General features: G+C 72.7%; 22 protein-coding genes. 11 read left to right on the top strand and 11 right to left on the bottom strand.

What is annotated here, in order from left to right:
• The first annotated feature begins 23 nt into the window (after window positions 1–23).
• The 4 genes from ACIRVH_RS08625 to ACIRVH_RS08610 all read left to right on the top strand — a co-directional run bounded on the left by ACIRVH_RS08625 (window position 24) and on the right by ACIRVH_RS08610 (window position 3,319).
• Window positions 24–1,022, top strand: coding sequence for a LysR family transcriptional regulator (locus ACIRVH_RS08625; protein ID WP_403949690.1), 999 nt, complete (start codon window positions 24–26; stop codon window positions 1,020–1,022).
• Window positions 1,019–1,954, top strand: a complete 936-nt coding sequence (locus tag ACIRVH_RS08620; RefSeq protein ID WP_403949687.1) for a serine hydrolase — start codon at window positions 1,019–1,021, stop codon at window positions 1,952–1,954. Before ACIRVH_RS08625 ends, ACIRVH_RS08620 begins: the two co-directional genes overlap by 4 nt.
• 211 nt (window positions 1,955–2,165) lie before the next feature.
• Window positions 2,166–2,624 (top strand): cyclic nucleotide-binding domain-containing protein, encoded by a 459-nt coding sequence (locus ACIRVH_RS08615; RefSeq protein ID WP_403949684.1) that lies wholly within the window; start codon window positions 2,166–2,168, stop codon window positions 2,622–2,624.
• Window positions 2,621–3,319, top strand: a complete 699-nt coding sequence (locus ACIRVH_RS08610) for a CBS domain-containing protein (protein WP_403949681.1) — start codon at window positions 2,621–2,623, stop codon at window positions 3,317–3,319. The genes ACIRVH_RS08615 and ACIRVH_RS08610 overlap by 4 nt, the downstream gene beginning before the upstream one ends.
• Window positions 3,320–3,386: 67 nt before the next feature.
• Here ACIRVH_RS08610 and ACIRVH_RS08605 read toward each other — a convergent pair whose 3' ends face one another.
• A complete protein-coding gene (locus ACIRVH_RS08605; protein WP_403949678.1) occupies window positions 3,387–3,989 on the bottom strand; it encodes a hypothetical protein in 603 nt (200 codons plus the stop codon).
• Window positions 3,990–4,310: 321 nt separating this feature from the next.
• Between ACIRVH_RS08605 and ACIRVH_RS08600 the strand changes: the two genes are divergently transcribed.
• A complete protein-coding gene (locus ACIRVH_RS08600) occupies window positions 4,311–4,688 on the top strand; it encodes an STAS domain-containing protein (protein WP_403949676.1) in 378 nt (125 codons plus the stop codon).
• Window positions 4,689–4,758: 70 nt separating this feature from the next.
• On the opposite strand, the gene ACIRVH_RS08595 is transcribed toward ACIRVH_RS08600, so the two are convergent.
• Both ACIRVH_RS08595 and ACIRVH_RS08590 read right to left on the bottom strand, forming a co-directional pair.
• Entirely contained in the window at window positions 4,759–7,140 is a 2,382-nt protein-coding gene (locus ACIRVH_RS08595) for a phosphoketolase (protein WP_403949673.1), read from the bottom strand.
• 49 nt (window positions 7,141–7,189) lie between these two features.
• Window positions 7,190–8,035 (bottom strand): universal stress protein, encoded by an 846-nt coding sequence (locus ACIRVH_RS08590; protein WP_403949671.1) that lies wholly within the window; start codon window positions 8,033–8,035, stop codon window positions 7,190–7,192.
• A gap of 214 nt (window positions 8,036–8,249) precedes the next feature.
• Here ACIRVH_RS08590 and ACIRVH_RS08585 point away from each other — a divergent pair, with 214 nt between their 5' ends.
• Window positions 8,250–8,918: a CBS domain-containing protein gene (locus ACIRVH_RS08585; protein ID WP_403949669.1), complete on the top strand. Its 669-nt coding sequence runs from the start codon at window positions 8,250–8,252 to the stop codon at window positions 8,916–8,918.
• Window positions 8,919–8,931: 13 nt separating this feature from the next.
• On the opposite strand, the gene ACIRVH_RS08580 is transcribed toward ACIRVH_RS08585, so the two are convergent.
• From ACIRVH_RS08580 to ACIRVH_RS08570, 3 genes are all read right to left on the bottom strand, one after another.
• A complete protein-coding gene (locus tag ACIRVH_RS08580) occupies window positions 8,932–9,375 on the bottom strand; it encodes a universal stress protein (protein ID WP_403949667.1) in 444 nt (147 codons plus the stop codon).
• 115 nt (window positions 9,376–9,490) lie between these two features.
• Complete coding sequence (locus tag ACIRVH_RS08575) at window positions 9,491–10,144, bottom strand: response regulator (RefSeq protein WP_403949664.1); 654 nt, start codon at window positions 10,142–10,144, stop codon at window positions 9,491–9,493.
• A complete protein-coding gene (locus ACIRVH_RS08570; protein ID WP_403949662.1) occupies window positions 10,141–11,334 on the bottom strand; it encodes a sensor histidine kinase in 1,194 nt (397 codons plus the stop codon). Before ACIRVH_RS08570 ends, ACIRVH_RS08575 begins: the two co-directional genes overlap by 4 nt.
• A gap of 175 nt (window positions 11,335–11,509) precedes the next feature.
• On the opposite strand from ACIRVH_RS08570, the gene ACIRVH_RS08565 reads away from it, so the two are divergent.
• Both ACIRVH_RS08565 and ACIRVH_RS08560 read left to right on the top strand, forming a co-directional pair.
• Window positions 11,510–12,070, top strand: coding sequence for a heme-binding protein (locus ACIRVH_RS08565; protein ID WP_403949659.1), 561 nt, complete (start codon window positions 11,510–11,512; stop codon window positions 12,068–12,070).
• A gap of 46 nt (window positions 12,071–12,116) precedes the next feature.
• Window positions 12,117–12,587, top strand: a complete 471-nt coding sequence (locus ACIRVH_RS08560; RefSeq protein ID WP_403949657.1) for a hypothetical protein — start codon at window positions 12,117–12,119, stop codon at window positions 12,585–12,587.
• Between the two features lie 64 nt (window positions 12,588–12,651).
• Here the strand turns inward: ACIRVH_RS08560 and katG are convergent, their stop codons facing one another.
• The 4 genes from katG to ACIRVH_RS08540 all read right to left on the bottom strand — a co-directional run bounded on the left by katG (window position 12,652) and on the right by ACIRVH_RS08540 (window position 17,406).
• Window positions 12,652–14,841, bottom strand: coding sequence for a catalase/peroxidase HPI (katG, locus tag ACIRVH_RS08555; protein WP_403949655.1), 2,190 nt, complete (start codon window positions 14,839–14,841; stop codon window positions 12,652–12,654).
• Window positions 14,842–14,866: 25 nt separating this feature from the next.
• On the bottom strand, window positions 14,867–15,310 hold the full coding sequence (locus tag ACIRVH_RS08550) for a Fur family transcriptional regulator (protein WP_145882408.1): 444 nt from the start codon (window positions 15,308–15,310) through the stop codon (window positions 14,867–14,869).
• Between the two features lie 186 nt (window positions 15,311–15,496).
• Complete coding sequence (locus ACIRVH_RS08545; protein WP_403949653.1) at window positions 15,497–16,621, bottom strand: abortive phage infection protein; 1,125 nt, start codon at window positions 16,619–16,621, stop codon at window positions 15,497–15,499.
• Window positions 16,622–16,761: 140 nt separating this feature from the next.
• Complete coding sequence (locus ACIRVH_RS08540) at window positions 16,762–17,406, bottom strand: GNAT family N-acetyltransferase (protein ID WP_403949650.1); 645 nt, start codon at window positions 17,404–17,406, stop codon at window positions 16,762–16,764.
• Between ACIRVH_RS08540 and ACIRVH_RS08535 the strand changes: the two genes are divergently transcribed.
• From ACIRVH_RS08535 to ACIRVH_RS08525, 3 genes are all read left to right on the top strand, one after another.
• Window positions 17,405–17,584, top strand: coding sequence for a hypothetical protein (locus ACIRVH_RS08535; RefSeq protein ID WP_403949648.1), 180 nt, complete (start codon window positions 17,405–17,407; stop codon window positions 17,582–17,584). The genes ACIRVH_RS08540 and ACIRVH_RS08535 overlap by 2 nt on opposite strands.
• A 57-nt stretch (window positions 17,585–17,641) precedes the next feature.
• Window positions 17,642–18,565 (top strand): hypothetical protein, encoded by a 924-nt coding sequence (locus ACIRVH_RS08530; protein ID WP_403949645.1) that lies wholly within the window; start codon window positions 17,642–17,644, stop codon window positions 18,563–18,565.
• Window positions 18,566–18,766: 201 nt separating this feature from the next.
• On the top strand, window positions 18,767–19,957 hold the full coding sequence (locus ACIRVH_RS08525) for an acyltransferase family protein (protein ID WP_403949642.1): 1,191 nt from the start codon (window positions 18,767–18,769) through the stop codon (window positions 19,955–19,957).
• A 58-nt stretch (window positions 19,958–20,015) separates the two neighbouring features.
• On the opposite strand, the gene ACIRVH_RS08520 is transcribed toward ACIRVH_RS08525, so the two are convergent.
• Window positions 20,016–20,255, bottom strand: a complete 240-nt coding sequence (locus tag ACIRVH_RS08520; RefSeq protein ID WP_403949640.1) for a chaplin — start codon at window positions 20,253–20,255, stop codon at window positions 20,016–20,018.
• Window positions 20,256–20,268 lie beyond the last annotated feature (13 nt).

Raw genomic sequence — 20,268 nt, 5'->3', positions numbered from 1 at the left:
TAACGTATTGATATGACTGCTGGATGGATCTCCTCGCGCACCTCGAGGCGTACGTCGCGACCGTCGACGAGTCGAGCTTCTCGCGCGCGGCCGACCGGCTCGGGATCGCCCAGCCGCTCCTCAGCCGCCGCATCAAGACGCTGGAGGCCCACTTCGGGGGCCTGTTGTTCGACCGTTCACGACGACAGGTCACGACGACGGAGCTGGGCCTGCTGCTGCTTCCGTACGCGCAGGACGTGCTGGACCGGGCCCAGCGGCTCGGGCAGGTCGCCCGGTCGGCCCGCCAGGCGCAGGTGCGCGCCGTAGGAGTGCCCACGGGCTGCGCCCCGGTGGCGTTGGCGCGCGTCATCCGCGCGGGCACCGAGCGCGGGATCACGCTCGGCATGCGCGAACTGCCGCCGTCGGAACGGGTCTCCGGACTCGCCGACGGCTCGCTCACGTACGCTCTGGTGCGCGTTCCCCCGGAGCAGGCCGGGATCCGGGTGCCGCTCGGGCTGGCGTCGGCCGCACCGCCCTACGCACCGGAGCCGGCGACCAGCGGAGTGGGTGGCAGGCGGCGCGCGATCCATCTGGAGGACCTGCGGCCACGCCGGAGCCGGGCCACGACCGGTGAACTGCCCGCCGCGCTGCCCATCCTGACCCTGACCGAGGACGAAGTGCCGTACGCACAGGACCGGTTGATCCGCGCCGCCGCCCGCGCCGGGCTGCCGGAGGGCCTGCTCCGGCCGGCCGGACCGGCGGCCACGGCCCTCGCCGAGACCCTGGCCGGCGGGGCGGTGCTGCTGTGTGCCGAGCCGTTCGCCCGGCAGCACGGGGCGAGCTGGGCGCCACTGGCCGACACCGCTCTGCACCGGGGGTACGACGTACAGGGGGCCCGCGGCCGGCGCGGGGCGGTGGACGTCCCCGACTGGCTGGCCGCGCCGCTCGCGGCGGCGGCCGGTGTCGCGGCCGGAGCACCGGAGGCGGCACGGCCCGGGTCGGCGGCCGAGGACGCCTCGGCACGGCTGGCGGCACGCGGATGAGCGCGGAACCGGTGTACCGCCCGGCCTACGTGACCGGGGACGGCGCCCTGCTCGACGTCGCCGAGGCGGTCGCGGCGGACTGGGCGGCGCTCGGGGTCCGTGGCTCGTTCCTCGCCCGCAACCTGGACTCGGGCGAGCAACTCGGCTTCGACGTCGACGAGATGATGCCCCTCGCATCGGTCGTGAAGGTACCGCTCGCCCTGGTCGTGCTGGACCGGATCGCGGCCGCGGAACTCGACCCGGCGCATCCGGTCACGGTCGATCCGGCCACGAACAGCGTCGGCCCCACCGGGCTCGCGGCGTTCCGGCACCCGGCCACCGTGGCCGTCGGTGATCTTCTCCTCCTGATGCTCTCGGTGAGCGACAACGCCGCCGCCGACGCGTTGTTCGGCCTGGTGCCGGTGGCGGACGTCGATGCCCGTCTGCGTGCGTGGGGGTGCGGCGGTATCCGTGTCCGGCATCGGATGAACCACATGTACGAATGCGCGGCCGGAGCCGCCGGCAACGACTTCTCGCTCGCACTGGAACTGGCCGTCCGCGACGAGCGTGCCGGACGGCACACCATCGAGACCCTGGATCCGGCCCATTCCAACCTCGGCTCGGCCTCGGCGCTGGTGGACCTGTTGCAGCGCGTGTGGGCGGACGAGATCTCCCGGCCGCGGGCCACGGCCGAGCTGCGCCGGCTGATGGGCTGCCAGGTCTTCACCCAGCGACTGGCGAGCGAACTGCGCGCGGACACCCTGCGGTGGAGCGGCAAGACCGGCACCTTCCTCCATCTGCGGCACGAGATCGGGGTGGTGCAGGCCGAGTCCGGCGACCGGGTCGCCATGGCCGCGCTCACCCGCGCGGACCGGCGGGCCGGCCAGGCACCGGACATCGACCTGGCGATCGGGATCGGCGCCCGGCAGGCGTTCGAGGCGTTGCGCGGCTGAGGCGACGGGTCCGGACGGCTGCCCGGAGTCCCGGTCCCGCCACCCTGAGTAGCCGTGCGGGTACGCTTGGTGACCCGTCGGTGCGGCTGGTGCCAAGGCCCCCCGGTGGGGCCGAGCGGCCTGTTGTGGGCGGGGCCGGACGGGCACAGGCTGGGAGCAGGAGCCCCTCGGTCGCGAGGGCTCCGGGTCTCGAGCGAAGGGAGCCGGAGCGATGACCTCCGTCACCACCATGAGCGCGGCCCTGCCCGCCGAGCATCGGGTACACCTGATGCAGCTCGCCCGTGAGGTCTCCTTCGCGGCCGGGACGCGGCTGTTCGAGGAGGGTCGAAACGCCGACCACTTCTGGATCGTGCGGACCGGGACCGTCGCCCTCGACCTGCGGGTTCCCGGCCGTCGTCCCGCCGTCATCGAGTCGCTCGGGCACGGCGAACTGGTCGGCTGGTCCTGGCACTTCCCGCCCCACCTGTGGCAACTGGGCGGCGAGGCGCTGACTCCGGTGCGGGCCTGGGAGTTCGACGCGGAGCCGGTGCGGGAGATGTGCGCCGCCGATCCCGAGTTCGGACGGGCGATCGCGGTCTGGATCGGGCTCGTGGTGGCCCAGCGGCTGCACGCCTCGCGGGTCCGGCTGCTCGACCTCTACGCCCCCTACGGCAGCGGTGGCCTGGAATGACCGCTACTCCACCGGCATCGCCGGCCCGGCCGGCGGAGACCGCCGCCGGCAGCCCGCGCCACGTCGGCGACGTGATGACGCGAGCCGTCGTCGCGGTGGGCCGGGCGGCCCTGTTCAAGGACATCGTCCGGCGGATGGCGCAGTGGCACGTCGGTGCCCTTCCCGTGCTGGAGAGTGACGGCCGGGTGATCGGTGTGGTGTCCGAGGCCGATCTGCTGCCCAAGGAGGAGTTCCGGGACAGCGATCCGGACCGGTTGACGCAGCTGCGCCGGCTGTCCGACCTGGCGAAGGCGGGCGGGGGCCGGGCCGAGGAGCTGATGAGCGCCCCGGCCGTGACCGTCCGCGCCGACGCCACGCTCGCCGAGGCGGCGCGGATCATGGCCCTGCGGCACGTCAGGCTGCTGCCCGTGGTGAACGCCGAGGGTGTCCTGGAAGGCGTGGTCGGTCGCGGGGACCTGCTGACGGTGTTCCTGCGCCCGGACAACGACCTCGCCGACGAGGTCCGTCGGGACGTGGTCGACGTCCTCTTCCCCGCTCCGGTCGAGCCCGTGCACATCACCGTCGCCGAGGGGGTCGTGACCCTGACGGGACGGGTGCGCGACGCCACCCGGATTCCGCTCGCGAAACGCCTCGTGCGGGGCGTGGAGGGCGTGGTGGGCGTGGACTGCCGGCTGACCGTGGCCGACAAGGACTGACATCACCGGCAGGAACCGACGGCACGGACCGACGTGACCGACGCGCCGCGGCAGGCTCGGCCTCTGCTCAGGTTCCGCCGCTGCTGTAGTTCCGCCACTCGGGGCCGATCCGCTTCCATTCCTCGTCCCACTCGGACATGCGCCGGCGCATGCGCCAGGTGCGGACCATCCAGCCCCCGGTCCAGACGACCACACCGGCCGAGGAGGCGGCGAGCACACCGGTCAGAGTCGACTGCAGGGCCGCCTCCGCGGTGGAGAGGGGCGGCGACACCATCCGGTTCGCGCCGTCCGTCCACACCGTGAGCCGGCTGCCGGCCGGGGCGCCCGGGTAGACCTTGGCCCGGTCGGTGTGCACCGAACCGTCGGGGGCCGTCCAGCGCACACTGGCCCACACCCGGCCGTCGTCGTAACCGCTGCCGTTCGTCGGGGTCCTGGCCGCGTCGTCGGTCAGCACCGCGGACACCGCGTGGACCTGGGCCCGCCGCGCGGAGAACGCCGAGTCGACCGAGACGGCGGCCGCCGCGCCCGCGACGACGCCGCCGACGAGCACGAGGATCCAGGTGACGAGCACGATCCAGGCCTCGACGACGTCGCTGTGCCGCCGCAGCGGGTTGCGACGCCATCGCCACCAGCGCACCCGGGTCACATTCGTGGGAGGTGTCCGTGTCATCGGTCGCCGCCTCCTCTCGCATACCGGCGGCCACCGGGCAGGGCGTGTGCTCCCGCTCGGCGTCCGGTTCCGGGCCGAGGTCCGGGTGACGGGGCCGACCGGGCCGCGCCCACCGCGGGCGGTGAGCGACACGGCACGGTGTGGTGCACCCGGCCGTCGAGCGTCACTCCACCATCGTGCACCTCGAAACGGATCGGTGCCGCCCGCAGAGCGAAAGAGTCCTACGACGACGCGGATCCGGTGGGCACGGTGTCCCGGACGGTCCCCGGTAGGGGCCGATCGGCCCTTCCTCACGTCCCGGGACATCGGTTGTCTGGTGGCATGTCCGAGAACCAGCCGGGACCGGGGCGGGTAGCCGCGGACCACCCGCCCAGCACGGCGGTCGTCGTACCGCTGCACGGCGAGATCGACCTGCTGACCCTGCCCGCACTGTCCGAGCGGCTCGACGTGCTGACCGAGCCCCCGCGCCCGGACCTGGTTCTCGATCTGCGGCCGGTCGCGTTCATCGACTGCGCCGGGCTCGGGGTCCTGTGCCGGGCCCGGAACCGGGCGCTGGCCCGGCAGGGCCGGCTGCGGCTGGTCGCCGACACCCCGGGCTTCCGGGGGCTGCTGCGGGCCACCGGCCTGTCGGGCGTCTTCGAGGTGCTTCCGAGGCTCCCGCTGTCCTCGGCTCAGGAGCCGGACGGCACCTCCCGCTGACCCGGGAGGTGCCGTGTGCCAGGGGTGCGCGGGCGGCACCTCTATCGTGCTGCCCGACGACGGGGCCGGTTCAGCTGTGCCAGCTCCAGTCGGCGACCTCCGGCAGGTCGGTGCCGTGTTCGCGGATCCAGTCGTGGTGGCGGGTGCGGGCGTCGGCCATGGTCTGGCGGACGCCGGCGGCGCGCATCGCGAGGCCGGGCACGCGGTCGATGACGTCCATGACGAGCCGGTAGCGGTCGAGGTCGTTGCGCACGACCATGTCGAAGGGGGTGGTCGTGGTCCCGGACTCCTTGTAGCCGCGCACGTGCAGGTTCTTGTGGCCCGTGCGGCGGTAGGCGAGGCGGTGGATCAGCCACGGGTAGCCGTGGTAGGCGAAGATCACCGGCTTGTCGGCGGTGAACAGTCCGTCGTACTCGAAGTCGCTCATCCCGTGCGGATGGTCCTCGCGCGGCATCAGCCGGGTCATGTCGACCACGTTGACCACCCGCACCGCCAGCTGGGGCAGGTGCCGGCGCAGCAACTGCGCGGCGGCCAGCACCTCTTGAGTGGGGACGTCACCGGCGCAGGCCAGGACGACGTCCGGTTCGCCGCCGTTCTCGGTGCCGGCCCACTCCCAGATCCCGGCGCCGCGGGCGCAGTGGACGCGGGCCTGGTCCATGGACAGCCAGTCGTAGCAGGGCTGCTTGCCGGCGACGATCACGTTGACGTAGTCCCGGCTGCGCAGGACGTGATCGGTCACGGACAGCAGGGTGTTGGCGTCCGGCGGCAGATAGACGCGCACCACCTCGGGGCTCTTGTTGAGGACGTGGTCGACGAAGCCGGGGTCCTGGTGCGAGAAGCCGTTGTGGTCCTGCCGCCACACGTGCGAGGTCAGCAGGTAGTTGAGGGAGGCGACGGGGGCCCGCCAGGGCAGCAGGCGCGAGGTCTTCAGCCACTTGATGTGCTGGTTGACCATGGAGTCGACGATGTGCACGAACGCCTCGTAGCAGGAGAACAGTCCGTGCCGGCCGGTGAGCAGATAGCCCTCCAGCCAGCCCTGGCAGAGGTGTTCGGAGAGGATCTCCATCACCCGGCCGTGCCGGTCCAGGTGTTCGTCGACCGGGAGTGTCCCGGCCTGCCAGGCCTTGCCGCTGGCCTCGAAGACGGCCTGGAGCCGGTTGGAGGCGGTCTCGTCCGGTCCGACGAGCCGGAAGTCGCGCCGCGAGCCGGTGTCCCGCATGACCTGTTCGAGCAGGTCGCCCAGGACCCGGGTGGGTTCGTGCAGGGTCGTGCCGGGCTTGTCGACGGGTACGGCGATGTCGTCGAGGGCCGGCACGGGCAGCTCCCGGACGAGGAGACCGCCGTTGGCGTGCGGGCTCGCGCCGAGCCGCTTCGTCCCCTCGGGGACGCAGGCGAGGACGTCCGCGACGGGCCGGCCGTCGGGGCCGAACAGTTCCTCGGGCCGGTACGAGCGCAGCCACTGCTCCAACTGCCGCAGATGCTCCGGGTTTTCCCGCACGCCCGCCAGCGGGACCTGGTGGGCGCGCCAGGTGCCCTCGACGGGTACGCCGTCCACCTCGGCGGGCCCGGTCCAGCCCTTGGGGGTGCGCAGCACGATCACCGGCCAGTGGGCCCGCTCGGCGCCGCCCTGCTCGCGGGCGGTGTGCTGGATCAGGGCGATGCGGTCCAGCGCGTCGTCCATCGCCGCGGCCATGGCCCGGTGCACCTGCTGTGGATCGTCACCCGTCACGTGCAGGGGTTCGTGGCCGTATCCCCGCAGCAGGGCGTCGAGTTCGGGCTCCGGCAGGCGGGACAGCACCGTCGGGTTGGCGATCTTGTAGCCGTTGAGGTGCAGGATCGGCAGTACGGCCCCGTCGTGCACCGGGTCGAGGAACTTGTTGGAGTGCCAGGAGGCGGCCAGTGGTCCGGTCTCCGCCTCGCCGTCGCCGATCACGCAGGCCACCAGCAGGTCCGGGTTGTCGAAGGCGGCCCCGTAGGCGTGGGCGAGCGAGTAGCCGAGTTCGCCGCCCTCGTGGATCGAGCCGGGGGTCTCGGGGGCGACGTGGCTGGGCACCCCGCCCGGGAAGGAGAACTGCCTGAACAGCCGCTCCATGCCCGGCGCGTCCCGTGACACGTCCGGGTACGTCTCGCTGTAGCTGCCCTCCAGCCAGGAGTTGGCGAGGACCGACGGGCCGCCGTGCCCCGGGCCCCACACGCACAGCGCGTCGAGGCCGCGCGCCCCGATGACCCGGTTGAGGTGGGTGTACACGAGGTTCAGGCCGGGGGACGTGCCCCAGTGGCCCAGCAGCCGGGGCTTGATGTGCGCCGGCTTCAGCGGCTCGGTCAGCAGCGGGTTGGCCATGAGATAGATCTGGCCCGCCGCGAGGTAGTTGGCGGCGCGCCAGTGCGCGTCCAGGGTGCGCAGTTCCTCGTCGGTCGGTGCGGGGGCGTCCGGGTGGGCAGCCTGGGGCATGAGGACTCCGGAGATCATCGTCGGTTGATCGGCAAGTCTGCCGGGAATGTCAGGAAAGTTCGGGTACCACGGCGACCGGGCATGCCGCGTGGTGCAGCACCCCGTGGGCGACCCGGCCGAGCTGCGGGCCGAAGTGCCCCGGGCGGCGCCGGGCGCCCACGACCAGCAGGGCGGCATCGCGGGAGGCGGCCAGCAGGGCGTCGCGGGGACGGCCGGAGACGGTGCGCCGCAGCACCTCCAGGCCGATCGGGACGTCCCTCAGCGCCTCGTCCAGCGCCGGCGCGGCGTCCGACTCCCGCTCGCCGCTCCTGAGCAGGGTGCCGGTGACCCCATGGCGTGACACGTGGACGGCCTCCAGGGGTATCCCGCGCAGGCCGGCCTCCTCCGCGGCGAACCGCAGGGCCGCCGAACCCGCGGGCTTCTCGTCGACACCCAGGACGATCCGGCCGGGGGTCCCGGGGCGGACCTGGTCGTCGTCCCCGCAGCGCAGCACCACGACCGGGCAGTGCGCGTGCTCGGCCACCGTGACGCCGACCGAGCCGAGGATCGCCTCGGTCATGCCGCTGCGGCCTCGGTGCCCCAGGACCACCGCGAGCGCGGAGTGGCTCTCCCGCACCAGCGCCTGTTCCGGTTCCTCGGGCAGCACGTCGGTGCTGACGTGCACATCCGGTTGTCTGCGGTGGGCGCGCCGCTCGGCGGTCTCCACGATGTCCTCGGCCATCACCTGTTCGGACGGCCGCTCGGCGTTCCGGCCGAGGGAGGCGCCCTCGTAGCGTTCCCAGAGGGACGCGTACACCAGCCGCAGCGGTGTACGGCGCAGGGCCGCGTTGTCGGCCGCCCAGTCCACGGCCCTCAGGCTCGATTCGGAACCGTCCACGCCGACGACGAGGCGCATGGCCGCCACCTCCAGGTGAGGGGAATCGGATTCCAGCGTGGCCATGTGGGGCACGCGGGTGCAAGGGCCATTCGGCCCCCGCCGGTTCCCGAACGACCCTCGCGCGCGGGTCCGGCGGCCGGGCCGCCGGACCGGGCGGCCCCTGGCCGACGGCTCGGCGCCGGCACACGCTGGGAGTGGCAGGACCGTCCGCACGAGCCCGAGGGGAGTCACCATGTACGGCACCCCGTACATCGTCAGCGATGTCATGACCCACACGGTCGCCGCCGTCGGCCGGCGGGCCCCGTTCAAGGAGATCGTGCAGCTGATGCGGGACTGGCGGGTCAGCGCCCTGCCGGTGCTGGAGGGAGAGGGCCGGGTCGTCGGTGTGGTCTCCGAGGCCGACCTGCTGCCCAAGGAGGAGTTCCGGGACACTCCGGACGAGGGGTACGTCCGGCTGCGCCGCCCCTCCGACGTGGCCAAGGCCGACGCGCTCACCGCGGACGACCTGATGTCCTCCCCCGCGGTCACCGTCCGGCCGGGCGCCACGCTCGCCGAGGCCGCGCACGTGATGGCGCGGGCCGGGGTCAAACGGCTGCCCGTGGTGGACGAGGTCGGACTCCTCGAGGGTGTCGTCAGCCGCGCCGACCTGCTCAAGGTCTTCCTGCGGGCGGACGAGGAGATCGCCGAGCAGGTGCGGCACGAGGTCGTGTCCGAGCTGTTCCCGCCGCCGGGATCGGCCCTGCACGTGGAGGTGGAGGACGGCGTCGTGACGCTCGTCGGCCGCGTGCGGGACCCGGAGCTGGTTCCCGTGGCCGCGCGCCTGGTGCGGGCCGTCGAAGGGGTGGTGGACGTGGGGTTCGACCTGGCTCCCGACCGGGAGCACCGCACGAGTTCGCCCTGACCGCGCCCCGGCCTCAGGCCGTCCCGGGGCGCACGATCACCACCGGGCAGGTGGCGTGGTGCGTCACGTGCGAGCTGACGGAACCGAGCAGGGCGCGGGCGAAACCGCCCCGCCCCCGGCTCCCGACGACCAGGCACTCGGCACCCTCCGCGGCCCTGAGCAGGACGTCCGTGGGATTGCCGTGCACCACCAGCGGCCGCACCGAGGCGGCCGCCTCCGCGCCGAGTGCCTCGGTCAGTTCCCGCGTCATCCGCTGCCGGGCGTCATCCTCGTCGACGTCCATGTCCACCGCGGGCCCCGACCAGCCGTACAGGCCCGGCAGCTCCCAGGCGGCCACCGCGTCCACGGTGCCGTCGATCAGCCCGGCGTAGCGCACCGCCCAGCGCAGGGCCGCGTACGAGGACGGCGACCCGTCGACACCGGCCACGATCCGGGGCCGGGATTCCTCCGTGTCCATGCGTCCCACCTCTCTCGTGGCCAGAGCACCGGCCTCGCGCTTGGATCCCCCATGCCCCACGCTGCGGGAGGTCGCGCCGCACCGCCACAGCAGAGCAGCCGGGGGCATGACGGCCTCAGGGCAGCAGCCGCTGTTCCTTGGCCACCGCCACGGCGCCCGCCCGGGTGTCCACGCCGAGCTTGTCGTAGATGCGGCGCAGATGGGTCTTGACCGTGGCCTCGCTGATGTACAGGGCGCGGGCGATGGCGTGGTTGGGCAGGCCCTGGGCGAGGTGGGCGAGGATGTCGCGTTCGCGCGGGGTGAGGGCGGGACGGGGGTTGCGCAGACGGGACATGACGCGGTCGGCGACCGGCGGTGAGAGGGCGGGGCGGCCCTGGGCGGAGGCGTGGATCGCGGTGAAGAGGTCCTCGGCGCGCTCCGCCTTGAGCAGGTAGCCGGTGGCTCCGGCCTCGATGGCGCGGGTGACGTCCGCGTCGGTGTCGTACGTCGTCAGGACCAGGACGTGCGGGGCGGGGGTGAGGGCGCGCAGCCGACGGGTGGCCTCCACGCCGTCCATGCCCTCACCCAGCTGCAGGTCCATGAGCACCACGTCCGGCGTCGTCTTGCGGGCCAGCGCCAGCACCTCCTCGCCGCTGCCGGCCTCGCCGACGACCTCGATGTCCGGGGCGCTGTGCAGGAGGGCGAGCAGTCCGGCGCGTACGACGGCGTGGTCGTCGCAGACGAGGATACGGACGGGCGCCTTGGGGGCGGTCTCGGGTGTCCCGGTCATCTGGGCTCCAGCGGGATCGCGGCGGACAGGGCCGTACCCTCGCCCGGTGCCGACTCGATGGTCAGGGTGCCGCCCAGCTGGCGCAGGCGGGCGTGGATGGCGGGAAGGCCGTGGCCGCGGCCCTCGGCTTCCTGGACCGTCCCGGTGTCGAAGCCCCGGCCGTCGTCGGTCACGTCCAGGACGATCTGGTCGTCCAGACAGGTGAGGGTGAGGGTCGCCGTCGTGGCGGCCGCGTGTTCACGGACGTTGGCCAGGGCTCCCTGGGCGATGCGGAGCAGGGCGGACTCCACGGGGGCGGGCAGTGCCGCGGGCGGAGCGCCCTCCGTGTGGACGCGGACGGTGAGCGCCGGCGTCGTCTCGCGCTCGGCGACCGCGCGCAGCGCCTGGAGCAGGCCGCCGCCCTCGGCCAGGTCGGCCGGGGTCAGGTCGTGGACGAAGCGGCGGGCCTCGGCGAGGTTGCGTTCGGCGATCGACGCGGCCGTGCGGACGTGGTCGCGGGCGGTGTCCGGGGAGATGTCCCAGAGGCGGTCCGCGGCCTGCAGGAGCATGCGCTGGCTGGACAGGCCCTGGGCGAGGGTGTCGTGGATCTCCCGGGCCAGCCGCTCGCGTTCGGCGAGGGTGCCCTCGCGGCGCTCGGTGGCGGCGAGTTCGCGCCGGGTGCGGACCAGGTCGTCGATCAGGGCGTCGCGGCGGGCGGACTGGCGCTGCATGACCACGTAGACGGTGGTGGCCACGGCGGCCACGGCCGGGGGCGCGAGCAGCACGTTGGGGTCCGGCCAGCCCGCGAGGCTCAGCTGGGCCGCGACGGCCAGCGCGGTCAGCAGCGCCACCAGCGAAATCGCGGCGCGCGCGGGGAGGGTGCGCAGGCCGGTGTAGAAGAGCGGGACCGCGCACCAGGCGAAACTGGGCGCCAGGACCACGAGGAGCGCCCAGGTCGCCACCACCAGGCCCAGCCAGGCCAGTCGGCGCGGGGTGGGGCGGGTGCCGAGGGCCGGGCCGAGCACGTACAGCACCGCCAGCAGGGCGGAGAGCGCGATGATCCAGGGGGTGCGCGGACCCTCGGCGTGCCGGGCCAGGTAGCGGGCGAGGGACGCCGCCAGCAGCACGAAGAACGCGGTGTGCATGACGACGGTGAGGGCGCGGGTGTCGTCACGATCAGGCACGGCCACCGGAGAATCCTCCCTCGTCATCGCGCTGAGCTGGGCAAACACCCTCCATTGTTCCCTGGCCCGGCACGTTGGGGGTCATCCGATCGGATGACCCCCAAGGCAACCGGTCCGTCGACCTCCTCGGCCCGGATCCGGGCCGAGGATCGGTACGGGAGCGACTCCGCCCCCGAATCCGACCGCAGAGAGGCCCTTCCTGATGCCCAGCCGCAAGAAGCCGTCCAGTCGTACCCGCGTCCTCGTCGGCGGCGCCGTCCTCGCCCTGGCCGGTGCCGGTGTCGTCGGTACGGTCGCCGCCAGTGCCGCCGACTCCACGGGCACCACGCCCGCCGCCGCGTCCGCCCGGAGCGGCAATCTCACCGAGACCACGCACCTGACCCTCGACGCGGCCACGAAGGCGGCGCAGGCCGCGGTGGACGCCGCTGAGAAGGACGGCCGGCAGGTGTCGGTGGCCGTCGTCGACCGCAACGGGAACACCCTGGTCACCCTGCGCGGCGACGGCGCCGGACCGCAGTCGTACGAGTCCGCCGAGCGCAAGGCGTTCACCGCGGTGTCCTGGAACGCGCCCACGTCCGAGCTGGCCAAGCGGCTGGAGCAGGCGCCGAACCTGAAGGACATCCCGGGCACGCTGTTCCTCGGGGGCGGCGCCCCGGTGACCGCCAAGGGTGCCCCGGTCGCGGGCATCGGCGTCGCGGGCGCCCCGTCGGGCGACCTGGACGAGCGCTACGCCCAGGCGGGCGTGGCGGCGCTGGGCCGCTGACACACGCCCGGGACACCCGCCGTACGGTGCGGCTAGGGTCCGTGCGGTGAGTGACTACTACGACCTGTTCCTGGCCGTGGATCTCCGGCCGGATCTGCCCGAAGCGTTCCTGCGGGAACTTTCCTGGCTGGTCGGACGGGCCGGCCCGCCGCCGGCCTTCGAGTCGGCGGACTGGGCGGTCTGGGGCGATCCCTGGCAGGTGCTGGCCGGTGGGGAGGCGAGCCACTCCTTCGACGGGGCGGACACCTCCCTGCTGGTCAGGGCCGTGAACAGACAGGATGCGGACGGCGGGGTCCCGTGGGCCCTGACCGTCCGCGTCTGCATTCACGAGGACGAGTTCGGGGTGCTGATGGAGGTCCTGGAGTGGGTGCTCCGGGAGGCGGTCACGGAGGGCTGGGCGGGGTTCCTGCGTGACTCCGGGCCGGGGGACGTCCAGCACATCGTGCGTTCCCGGGCCGGGTTCGAGATCGTGGACATGCGCGCGGCCGGCCGGCAGATTCAGGTGTCCTGGGAGTAGGAACGCCGAAGGCGCCCGGGGCCGGCCCGTGCGGGGCCGGTCCGGACGCCTTCAGGGTTGTTGATCAGACGAGGTCGAACCGGTCGAGGTTCATGACCTTGCCGAACGCGGCCGCGAAGTCCTTGGCGAACTTCTCCTCGGCGTCGTCCGCGGCGTAGACCTCCGCGATGGCGCGCAGCTCGGAGTTCGAGCCGAAGACCAGGTCGGCACGGGTGCCGGTCCACTTGACCTCGCCGGTCGCGTCGTCGCGGCCCTCGAAGGTGGCCTGGTCCTCCGAGACGGACTTCCACGTCGTGCCCAGGTCGAGCAGGTTGACGAAGTAGTCGTTGGTCAGCTTGCCCGGGGCGTCGGTGAGGACGCCGTGCGAGGTCTGCTGGTGGTTGGCGCCGAGGACGCGCAGGCCGCCGACGAGGACGGTCATCTCGGGCGCGCTCAGACCCAGCAGGTTCGCCTTGTCGAGCAGCAGGTACTCGGCCGGCAGGCGGTTGCCCTTGCCCACGTAGTTGCGGAAGCCGTCGGCGGTGGGCTCCAGCGCGGCGAAGGACTCCGCGTCGGTGTGCTCCGCCGTGGCGTCCACACGGCCCGGCGTGAAGGGCACCTCGACGTCGTGACCGGCGTCCTTGGCGGACTTCTCCACGCCGGCGACGCCACCGAGGACGATCAGGTCGGCCAGGGAGACCTTCTTGGCGCCCGAGTTGAACTCCGCCTGGATGCCCTCCAGGACGCGCAGCACCTGGGCGAGCTGGTCGGGCTGGTTGACCTCCCAGCCGGCCTGCGGCTGCAGCCGGATGCGGGCGCCGTTGGCACCGCCGCGCTTGTCGCTGTTGCGGAACGTCGAGGCCGACGCCCAGGCGGTGGACACCAGCTGGGACACCGACAGGCCCGAGTCGAGCAGCTTGGCCTTCAGGGCCGCGACGTCGGCGGCGTCGATGACCTCGCCCTCGGCCTGCGGCAGCGGGTCCTGCCACAGCAGGGTCTCCGCGGGGACCTCCGGGCCGAGGTACAGCGACTTCGGACCCATGTCACGGTGGGTCAGCTTGTACCAGGCGCGGGCGAAGGCGTCCGCGAACTCCTCCGGGTTCTCGTAGAAGCGACGCGAGATCTGCTCGTAGATCGGGTCGAACTTCAGCGAGAGGTCGGTGGTGAGCATCGTCGGGAGGTGCGACTTCGACGCGTCGTGCGCGTCGGGGATGATCGCCTCGGCGTTCTTCGCCACCCACTGGTGGGCACCGGCCGGGCTCTGCGAGAGCTCGTACTCGTACTCGAAGAGGTTCTTGAAGAAGCCGTTGCTCCACCGGGTCGGCGTGGCGGTCCAGGTGACCTCCAGGCCCGACGTGATCGCGTCGCCGCCCTTGCCGGTGCCGTGGGTGCTCGCCCAGCCCAGGCCCTGCTGCTCGATCGGGGCGGCCTCGGGCTCGGGGCCGACGTTCTCGGCCGGGCCGGCGCCGTGGGTCTTGCCGAAGGTGTGCCCACCGGCGATGAGGGCGACGGTCTCCTCGTCGTTCATCGCCATACGGCGGAAGGTCTCACGGATGTCGCGGGCCGCGGCGATCGGGTCCGGGTTGCCGTTCGGGCCCTCCGGGTTGACGTAGATCAGGCCCATCTGGACCGCGCCGAGCGGGTTCTCCAGCTCGCGGTCGCCGGAGTAGCGCTGGTCGTCGAGCCAGATCTGCTCGGGACCCCAGTAGACGTCCTCCTCCGACTCCCACACGTCCGCACGGCCACCGCCGAAGCCGAAGGTCTCGAAGCCCATCGACTCCAGCGCCACGTTTCCGGCGAGGATCATGAGGTCGGCCCAGGACAGGCTCTTGCCGTACTTCTTCTTCACCGGCCACAGCAGACGGCGGGCCTTGTCGAGGTTGCCGTTGTCCGGCCAGCTGTTCAGGGGGGCGAAGCGCTGCTGGCCGGCGCCGGCGCCACCACGGCCGTCACTGATGCGGTACGTACCCGCGCTGTGCCAGGCCATACGGATCATCAGCGGGCCGTAGTTGCCGAAGTCGGCGGGCCACCAGTCCTGGGAGTCGGTGAGCACCTCGGCGATGTCCCGCTTCACGGCGGGGACGTCGAGGCTCTTGAAGGCCTCGGCGTAGTCGAACTCCTCACCGAGCGGGTTGGCCACGGCGGGGTTCTTGGCAAGGATCTTCAGGTTGAGCCGCTCCGGCCACCACTGGCGGTTCCCGCCGCCCTGGGTCGGGTGCGCGGCACGGTCGTGCGCGACCGGGCACTTCGCCTCGGCAGGGGTGTTCTCGGACATGGGGAATCCTTCCGAACTGAGGGGTTCACGGTGCTGCGGTAGCGGCGCTGGAACAGTCGGGGCACAGGCCCCAGTAGATGACCTCGGCCTCGTCGATCGAAAAGCCGCGGTCGTCGGCCGCGGTGAGACAGGGGGCGTGGCCGACCGCGCAGTCGACGTCTGCGACGACGCCGCACGACCGGCACACGAGGTGGTGGTGGTTGTCCCCGACGCGTCCCTCGAACCGGGCCGGGCTGCCGGGCGGTTCGATACGGCGTACGAGTCCGGCCGCGGTGAGCGCGTGGAGCGCCTCGTACACGGCCTGGACGGAGATGTGGCCCACACGGTCGCGTACGCCGGACGTGATCGCCTCGACATCGAGGTGATCGCCGTGGCGGACGGTCTCGAGCAGTGCGACACGCGCGGCCGTCACCCGCAGGCCGGCACCGCGTAGCTCCTCGGCGGTGGTCGGAGTCTGGGATGCGGTCATGACCCCGAACCTACCCTCATAAACACGAGAGATTCAAGAAAACGAACGATGCAATTCTGGCCACGTCTCGTCGGCCGGAGTTCGACCGGCGGGCACGGACGCATCATCCGGCCGCGAGCCCGGCACCGCCGCGCGCCGAGCCGAGGGGTCGCCCGAACGGGTGAGCGCGGTTCCGGAGCCTGTGTGTCAGCCGCGGGCCGCCTCCCTCGCGTACCGGCGGGCCAGGGCGTGGAAGGCCTCCTTGGGTTCCCAGTGCCGCGGGGAGACGGGGTCGAACGGACGGTCCTCGAGGGTCTTGGTGATGGCGTAGGTCGCCAGGTCGAGGTCGTGCCGGGGGTCGCAGGGGCGGTGCGGGGCGTCGAGGGCCACGAACTCGAAGGCCATCGCCGCGTACAGGTTCAGCGAGGAGAAGACGTCGAGGAGCCGCACGAGGTAGTCGGCCTGGGTGCGCTCGCTGCGGACCAGATCGCCCTTGATCTCCTCGGGGTGCTTGTCCTGGTCGATGATGTTCCAGCCCATGCCCCGGGTCTCGGGCGCGCCGACGTAGGCGCAGGTGCCGAACTCGGTGATCGCCAGCGGTTTGCCCCAGCGCAGGTAGCTGCGCAGCTCCCGTACATAGTCGGTACGGCGCGGGAAGTACGAGTAGTAGTCGATGCCGATGATGTCGAAGAGCCGCCAGTCGACCGTGTCCTCCTGGGCGGCCGCGTAGCTGAGCCGGCCGTGGAAGACGGAGCGGCCTACCGCGGCCGCCTTGGCCGTGAAGCGGTCCAGCAGGCGTTGCATCCTGACCGGGTCGACCTTGCCGTCCAGCAGGTTCTGGATGCGTTCGAAGACGGTGTCGCCCGGGACGATGCCGGGCACGAACAGCCAGAACTCGCAGCCCACGCTGAGGTCGACGCTCGCGCCCTGCCGGCGCAGCCGCTCCGCGAACCGGCCGGTCTCGGCGAGGTGGTCCAGGATGTCCCGTTCGGGAACGTCACCGAGGGTCGGCTGCAGCCATACGTGCATGCCTCGCTCGGCCGCCTCCGCGGCGGTGGCCGTGAGCCGCTCCACTCCGTCGCCGGTGACGTCCACGGTGTCCGCGTGCAGCTCGTCGCGGATGGCGCGGACGTCCTTGCGCATCCGCGCCGTACGGAAGCCGGTGGCCGGAGTCTCGCCCTTGCCGACGGTGTAGACGACACCCCGGTGCCGCAGTCCCTGCCGCCTCTCCCCCGCGTGGGCCGAGCCCGCGGTGAGCGCCGTCGCGGCGAGCCCGGCGGACGCCATCCCGGCGAGGAACTGTGCGCGGTTGATCCCTGGTTTCTTCTCCATACGGCCACCCTGTCGGGCGCGCACCCGCCGGCGCCGTCCCCCGATGGTCTACGCCGAGGAGCCGAAGGGAGCGGATCGGTCGGCGAAAGTCGCGGGGTGCGGAGCTTGGTGGCGCTGTCCTCTGTTCGGGGAGGACATGGTCAAGGGCGGCGGCTTCCGGGACCGTGGTGCGGGAGCCGGAGCCGGAAGATCATGCGGTCGACGCCCGGGCCGTCGTGGTCGCGGACGGGGCCGGTGACCGTGAAGCCCATCGCGGTGTGGAAGGCGATGGAGCGCTCGTTCTGCGGAGAGGTGATCGCCTTCACCTCGGTGCGGTGTTCGGCCGCGGCCATGGCGAAGAACCGCTCGTACAGACCGCGGGCCAGCCCTTCCCCGCGGGCCCGTGGCGCCACTCCCACGAAGTGGATGTACGCGGCATCGGGCGCCGACGGGGACAGCAGCCCGACCAGGAATCCGGTCAGACCGTCGCCGTCCTCGGCGACCAGGCTCGTGCGGTGGAAGTGGTCCAGGAACAGCCGGGGCAGAACCGAACGGATCGGTCGTTCCCACCACTCGTCCACCACCGCGACGATGCGGTCGTAGTCCTCGGGTTCGGCCTGCCGGACGTGCGCACCCCCGATCTCGACGCCACCGACTGACGGACGGCCGCCGACGCCGACCGGGCGGCCGCCACGGTGTTCGTCTTCGTCCTCGGCAGCGCCTTGGGCTCCGCCGCACTGGTCTCCCTCACCCGCCGCCTGAACATGGGGCGGCGGGGATGCCGAGGCGCAGCTGGCGGCCGCCATGACCCAGGCCGGCGAGATCGCGAGGGGCTTCCCGCGGCTGCGCGATCGCCTCGGCACGCAGGCCGCCGCCGACTACTCGGCGGCACCCGCGGGCACCTTCGCGTTCGGCCTCCGAAGCATCCTCGACGGCTTCGAGGCCAGCCTCGCCAACCGTACGGACGACACATACAACGCATAAGGCCCACCAGGTGGGAGACTCGGAGTCCGTCACGGGGGGGGCTCGAGGGGGGCTCTGGTGGATCTCGACGCCGTCGCCGACGAGCTGTACGGGCTGCGGCCGGAGGAGTTCGTCGCCGCCCGCGACCGGTATGCCGCGCAGGCCCGTACGTCCGGCGAGCGGGACCTCGCCAAGGAGATCGCCGCGTTGCGGCGCCCGAGCCCGGCCGCGTGGGCCGGCAATCTCCTGGTCCGCAGACTTCCCGGCGAGGTCCAGCCGCTGCTCGGACTCGGTGAGGAGCTGCGCCGGGCGCACCGCGAACTGGACGGTCCGCAGCTGCGCCTGCTCGCCCGCAGGCAGCGTGAGGTGATCGGTGCGCTCGGGCGCCAGGCGCGGCGGCTGGCCGCCGAGGCGGGTCATCCGGTCGGCGAGGGCGTTCAGCGCAAGGTCGAGGAGACCCTGCACGCCGTTCTCGCCGACCCACAGGCCGCCCGGGAGTGGGCGGCGGGCCGGCTGGTGAAGCCGCTCGGTGCCGCGATCGGGTTCCCGGAGGCGGACGAGGCCGCCGCCGGTCGCCGCCCCGCGCCCACGCCGAAGGCGAAGGCGATGCGACGCGGCGGTGGCGAGGAGCGGCGCCGGCAGCTCGCCGAGGCACGCACGGAGGCCCGGGACGCCGAGCGTGAGCTACGTGCCCTGCGGGAGAAGGCGGCGGCCGCCGACGCGGAGGCGGAGGAGGCCGCCCGGCGGTCGGCCGAGGCGGAGGAGCGGCTGCGGGAGCTGCGGGAGGAGGTACTGCGCGTCCAGGACGAGCAGGGGCAGGCCCGCGCCGATGAGCAGAACGCCCGTGAGCGGGCGCGGAGGGCCGACCGGGACGTACGCGAGGCCGGGCGCCGCGCCCGGGCAGCGGCCACCCGGGTCGAACGACTGACCGAGGACGCCGAGGACCAGGAGTCCCACGGCACCGGCTGGAACTCGCCACGCGAGGCGACTAGTTCACCGTGAACCCGCACGGCCCGCACCGATCCACGCGAGGGGCCGGAGCATTCACTCAAAAGGGTGCACAAGGTCCGACCGTCCGTGGCATACCGCGGGTTCCGTCGTTCGGCAGCAGTGTGATGTTTGCAACTTGATGTGATGGAGAGGGGGCGAACGGGCAACGCTCCCCTTCATGCCCCACGCGAACCTCCAGCGGCAGGTGATTGGATGAGCACGGCGACGACCCGGGTGCCCCGGACGCCGTCCGTACGAACCGATGCGTCCACAGCCTCGGCGAGATCCTCCCCGCCCGCCGCCATGTCCTCCCTCCCGTCCCTCACCGGGCTGCGCTGGGTCGCGGCGCTGCTGGTGTTCGGGCTGCACGTGAACAACTTCGGTTACTTCGGGGGCGGCGCCGGTCGCATCGTGACCTGGGCGTTCGGGGCCGGCGCCACGGGCGTGTCGTTCTTCTTCGTGCTGTCCGGTTTCGTGCTGACGTGGTCCGCGCGGCCGCGTGACCGTGCGCTCGCCTTCTGGCGGCGGCGCATCGCGCGGATCTACCCGGTGCACCTGGTCACCCTGGCCGTCGCGTTCGTCATGGCCTACACGCTGGCCCATCAGGCGAAGCCGACGCCCAAACAGGCGCTGGCCAACGTCTTCCTGCTGCACTCCTGGTGGCGCCCCTGGTGGCAGACGCTGAACCCGGTCAGCTGGTCGCTGGCCTGCGAGGCGTTCTTCTACGCGGCCTTCCCGCTGCTGATCCTGCTGCTGCGCCGGCTGGGCGCACGAGGCGCGACGGCGCTGGGCGGACTCTCGGTCGTGGCGGTACTGGTCCTGGCCTGGGCGGACGCACACCACTGGATGGACGAGTCGATCTACTCCCTGCCCGCCGCCCGGCTGCCGGAGTTCGTCCTGGGCGCCGTCACGGCCCGGCTGGTGCTGCTCGGCCGCTGGCGCGGGCCCGGCCTCGAGGCCTCGCTGGCCCTCGCGATCATCGGCTACTTCCTGGTCCCGCAGGTCACGCCCGGCTACTCCGCCACCGTCTGCACCATCGCCGGGTTCACTCTCCTCATCCCGGCCGCGGCGGTCGCGGACGTGTACGGGCTGCCCTCGCTGTGGCGGCACCGTCGGATGGTGCGACTGGGGGAACTGTCGTTCGCCTTCTACATGATTCACCTGCTGGTCCTGCGCGCGGGCACCAACCTGCTCGGCACGAAGCCGCACTTCGGGGTCCTGGCGGGCCTGGCGGTCACCACCGCCGCCTTCGCCCTCTCCCTCGGGCTGTCCTGGCTCCTGTACGAGGCGGTGGAAGGCCCGGCGAGACGCATGCTGTTGCGCCGCCGACGGACCGGCACCGGGTCCGCTTCACAGGGGGACGCTGCACCCTCCGGGCGTGAGGCTCCGGCGGCGCGTGACTGAGCTGGTCCGGACAGCCGTGCGCCGGTCCCTGTGGGAGGGACCGGCGCACGGGTTGGTGTCAGCCGTTGGTGCAGGTGTTGGCGAGGGCCGGGTTCAGCAGCCCGATGATGTCGATGGTGTCGCCGCACAGGTTGGCGTCGAGGTCGAGCGGGATCTGGATGACGTTGCCGGAGAGGACGCCGGGGCTGTCGGTGGCGACGCCGACCGGGTTCGGGTCGGCCGCGTGGGCGGCCGTCGTGCCGGTCAGGGCAAGGGCACCTGCGAGAACTGCTGTGGTAGCAAAGCTGCGGATACGCATGAGTTGCCTCACT

The sequence above is a fragment of the Streptomyces sp. NPDC101165 genome, assembly GCF_044768135.1.
In the GTDB taxonomy this organism is placed as follows: Bacteria; Actinomycetota; Actinomycetes; order Streptomycetales; family Streptomycetaceae; genus Streptomyces.
This window is presented reverse-complemented; position numbering and strand designations above follow the sequence as displayed.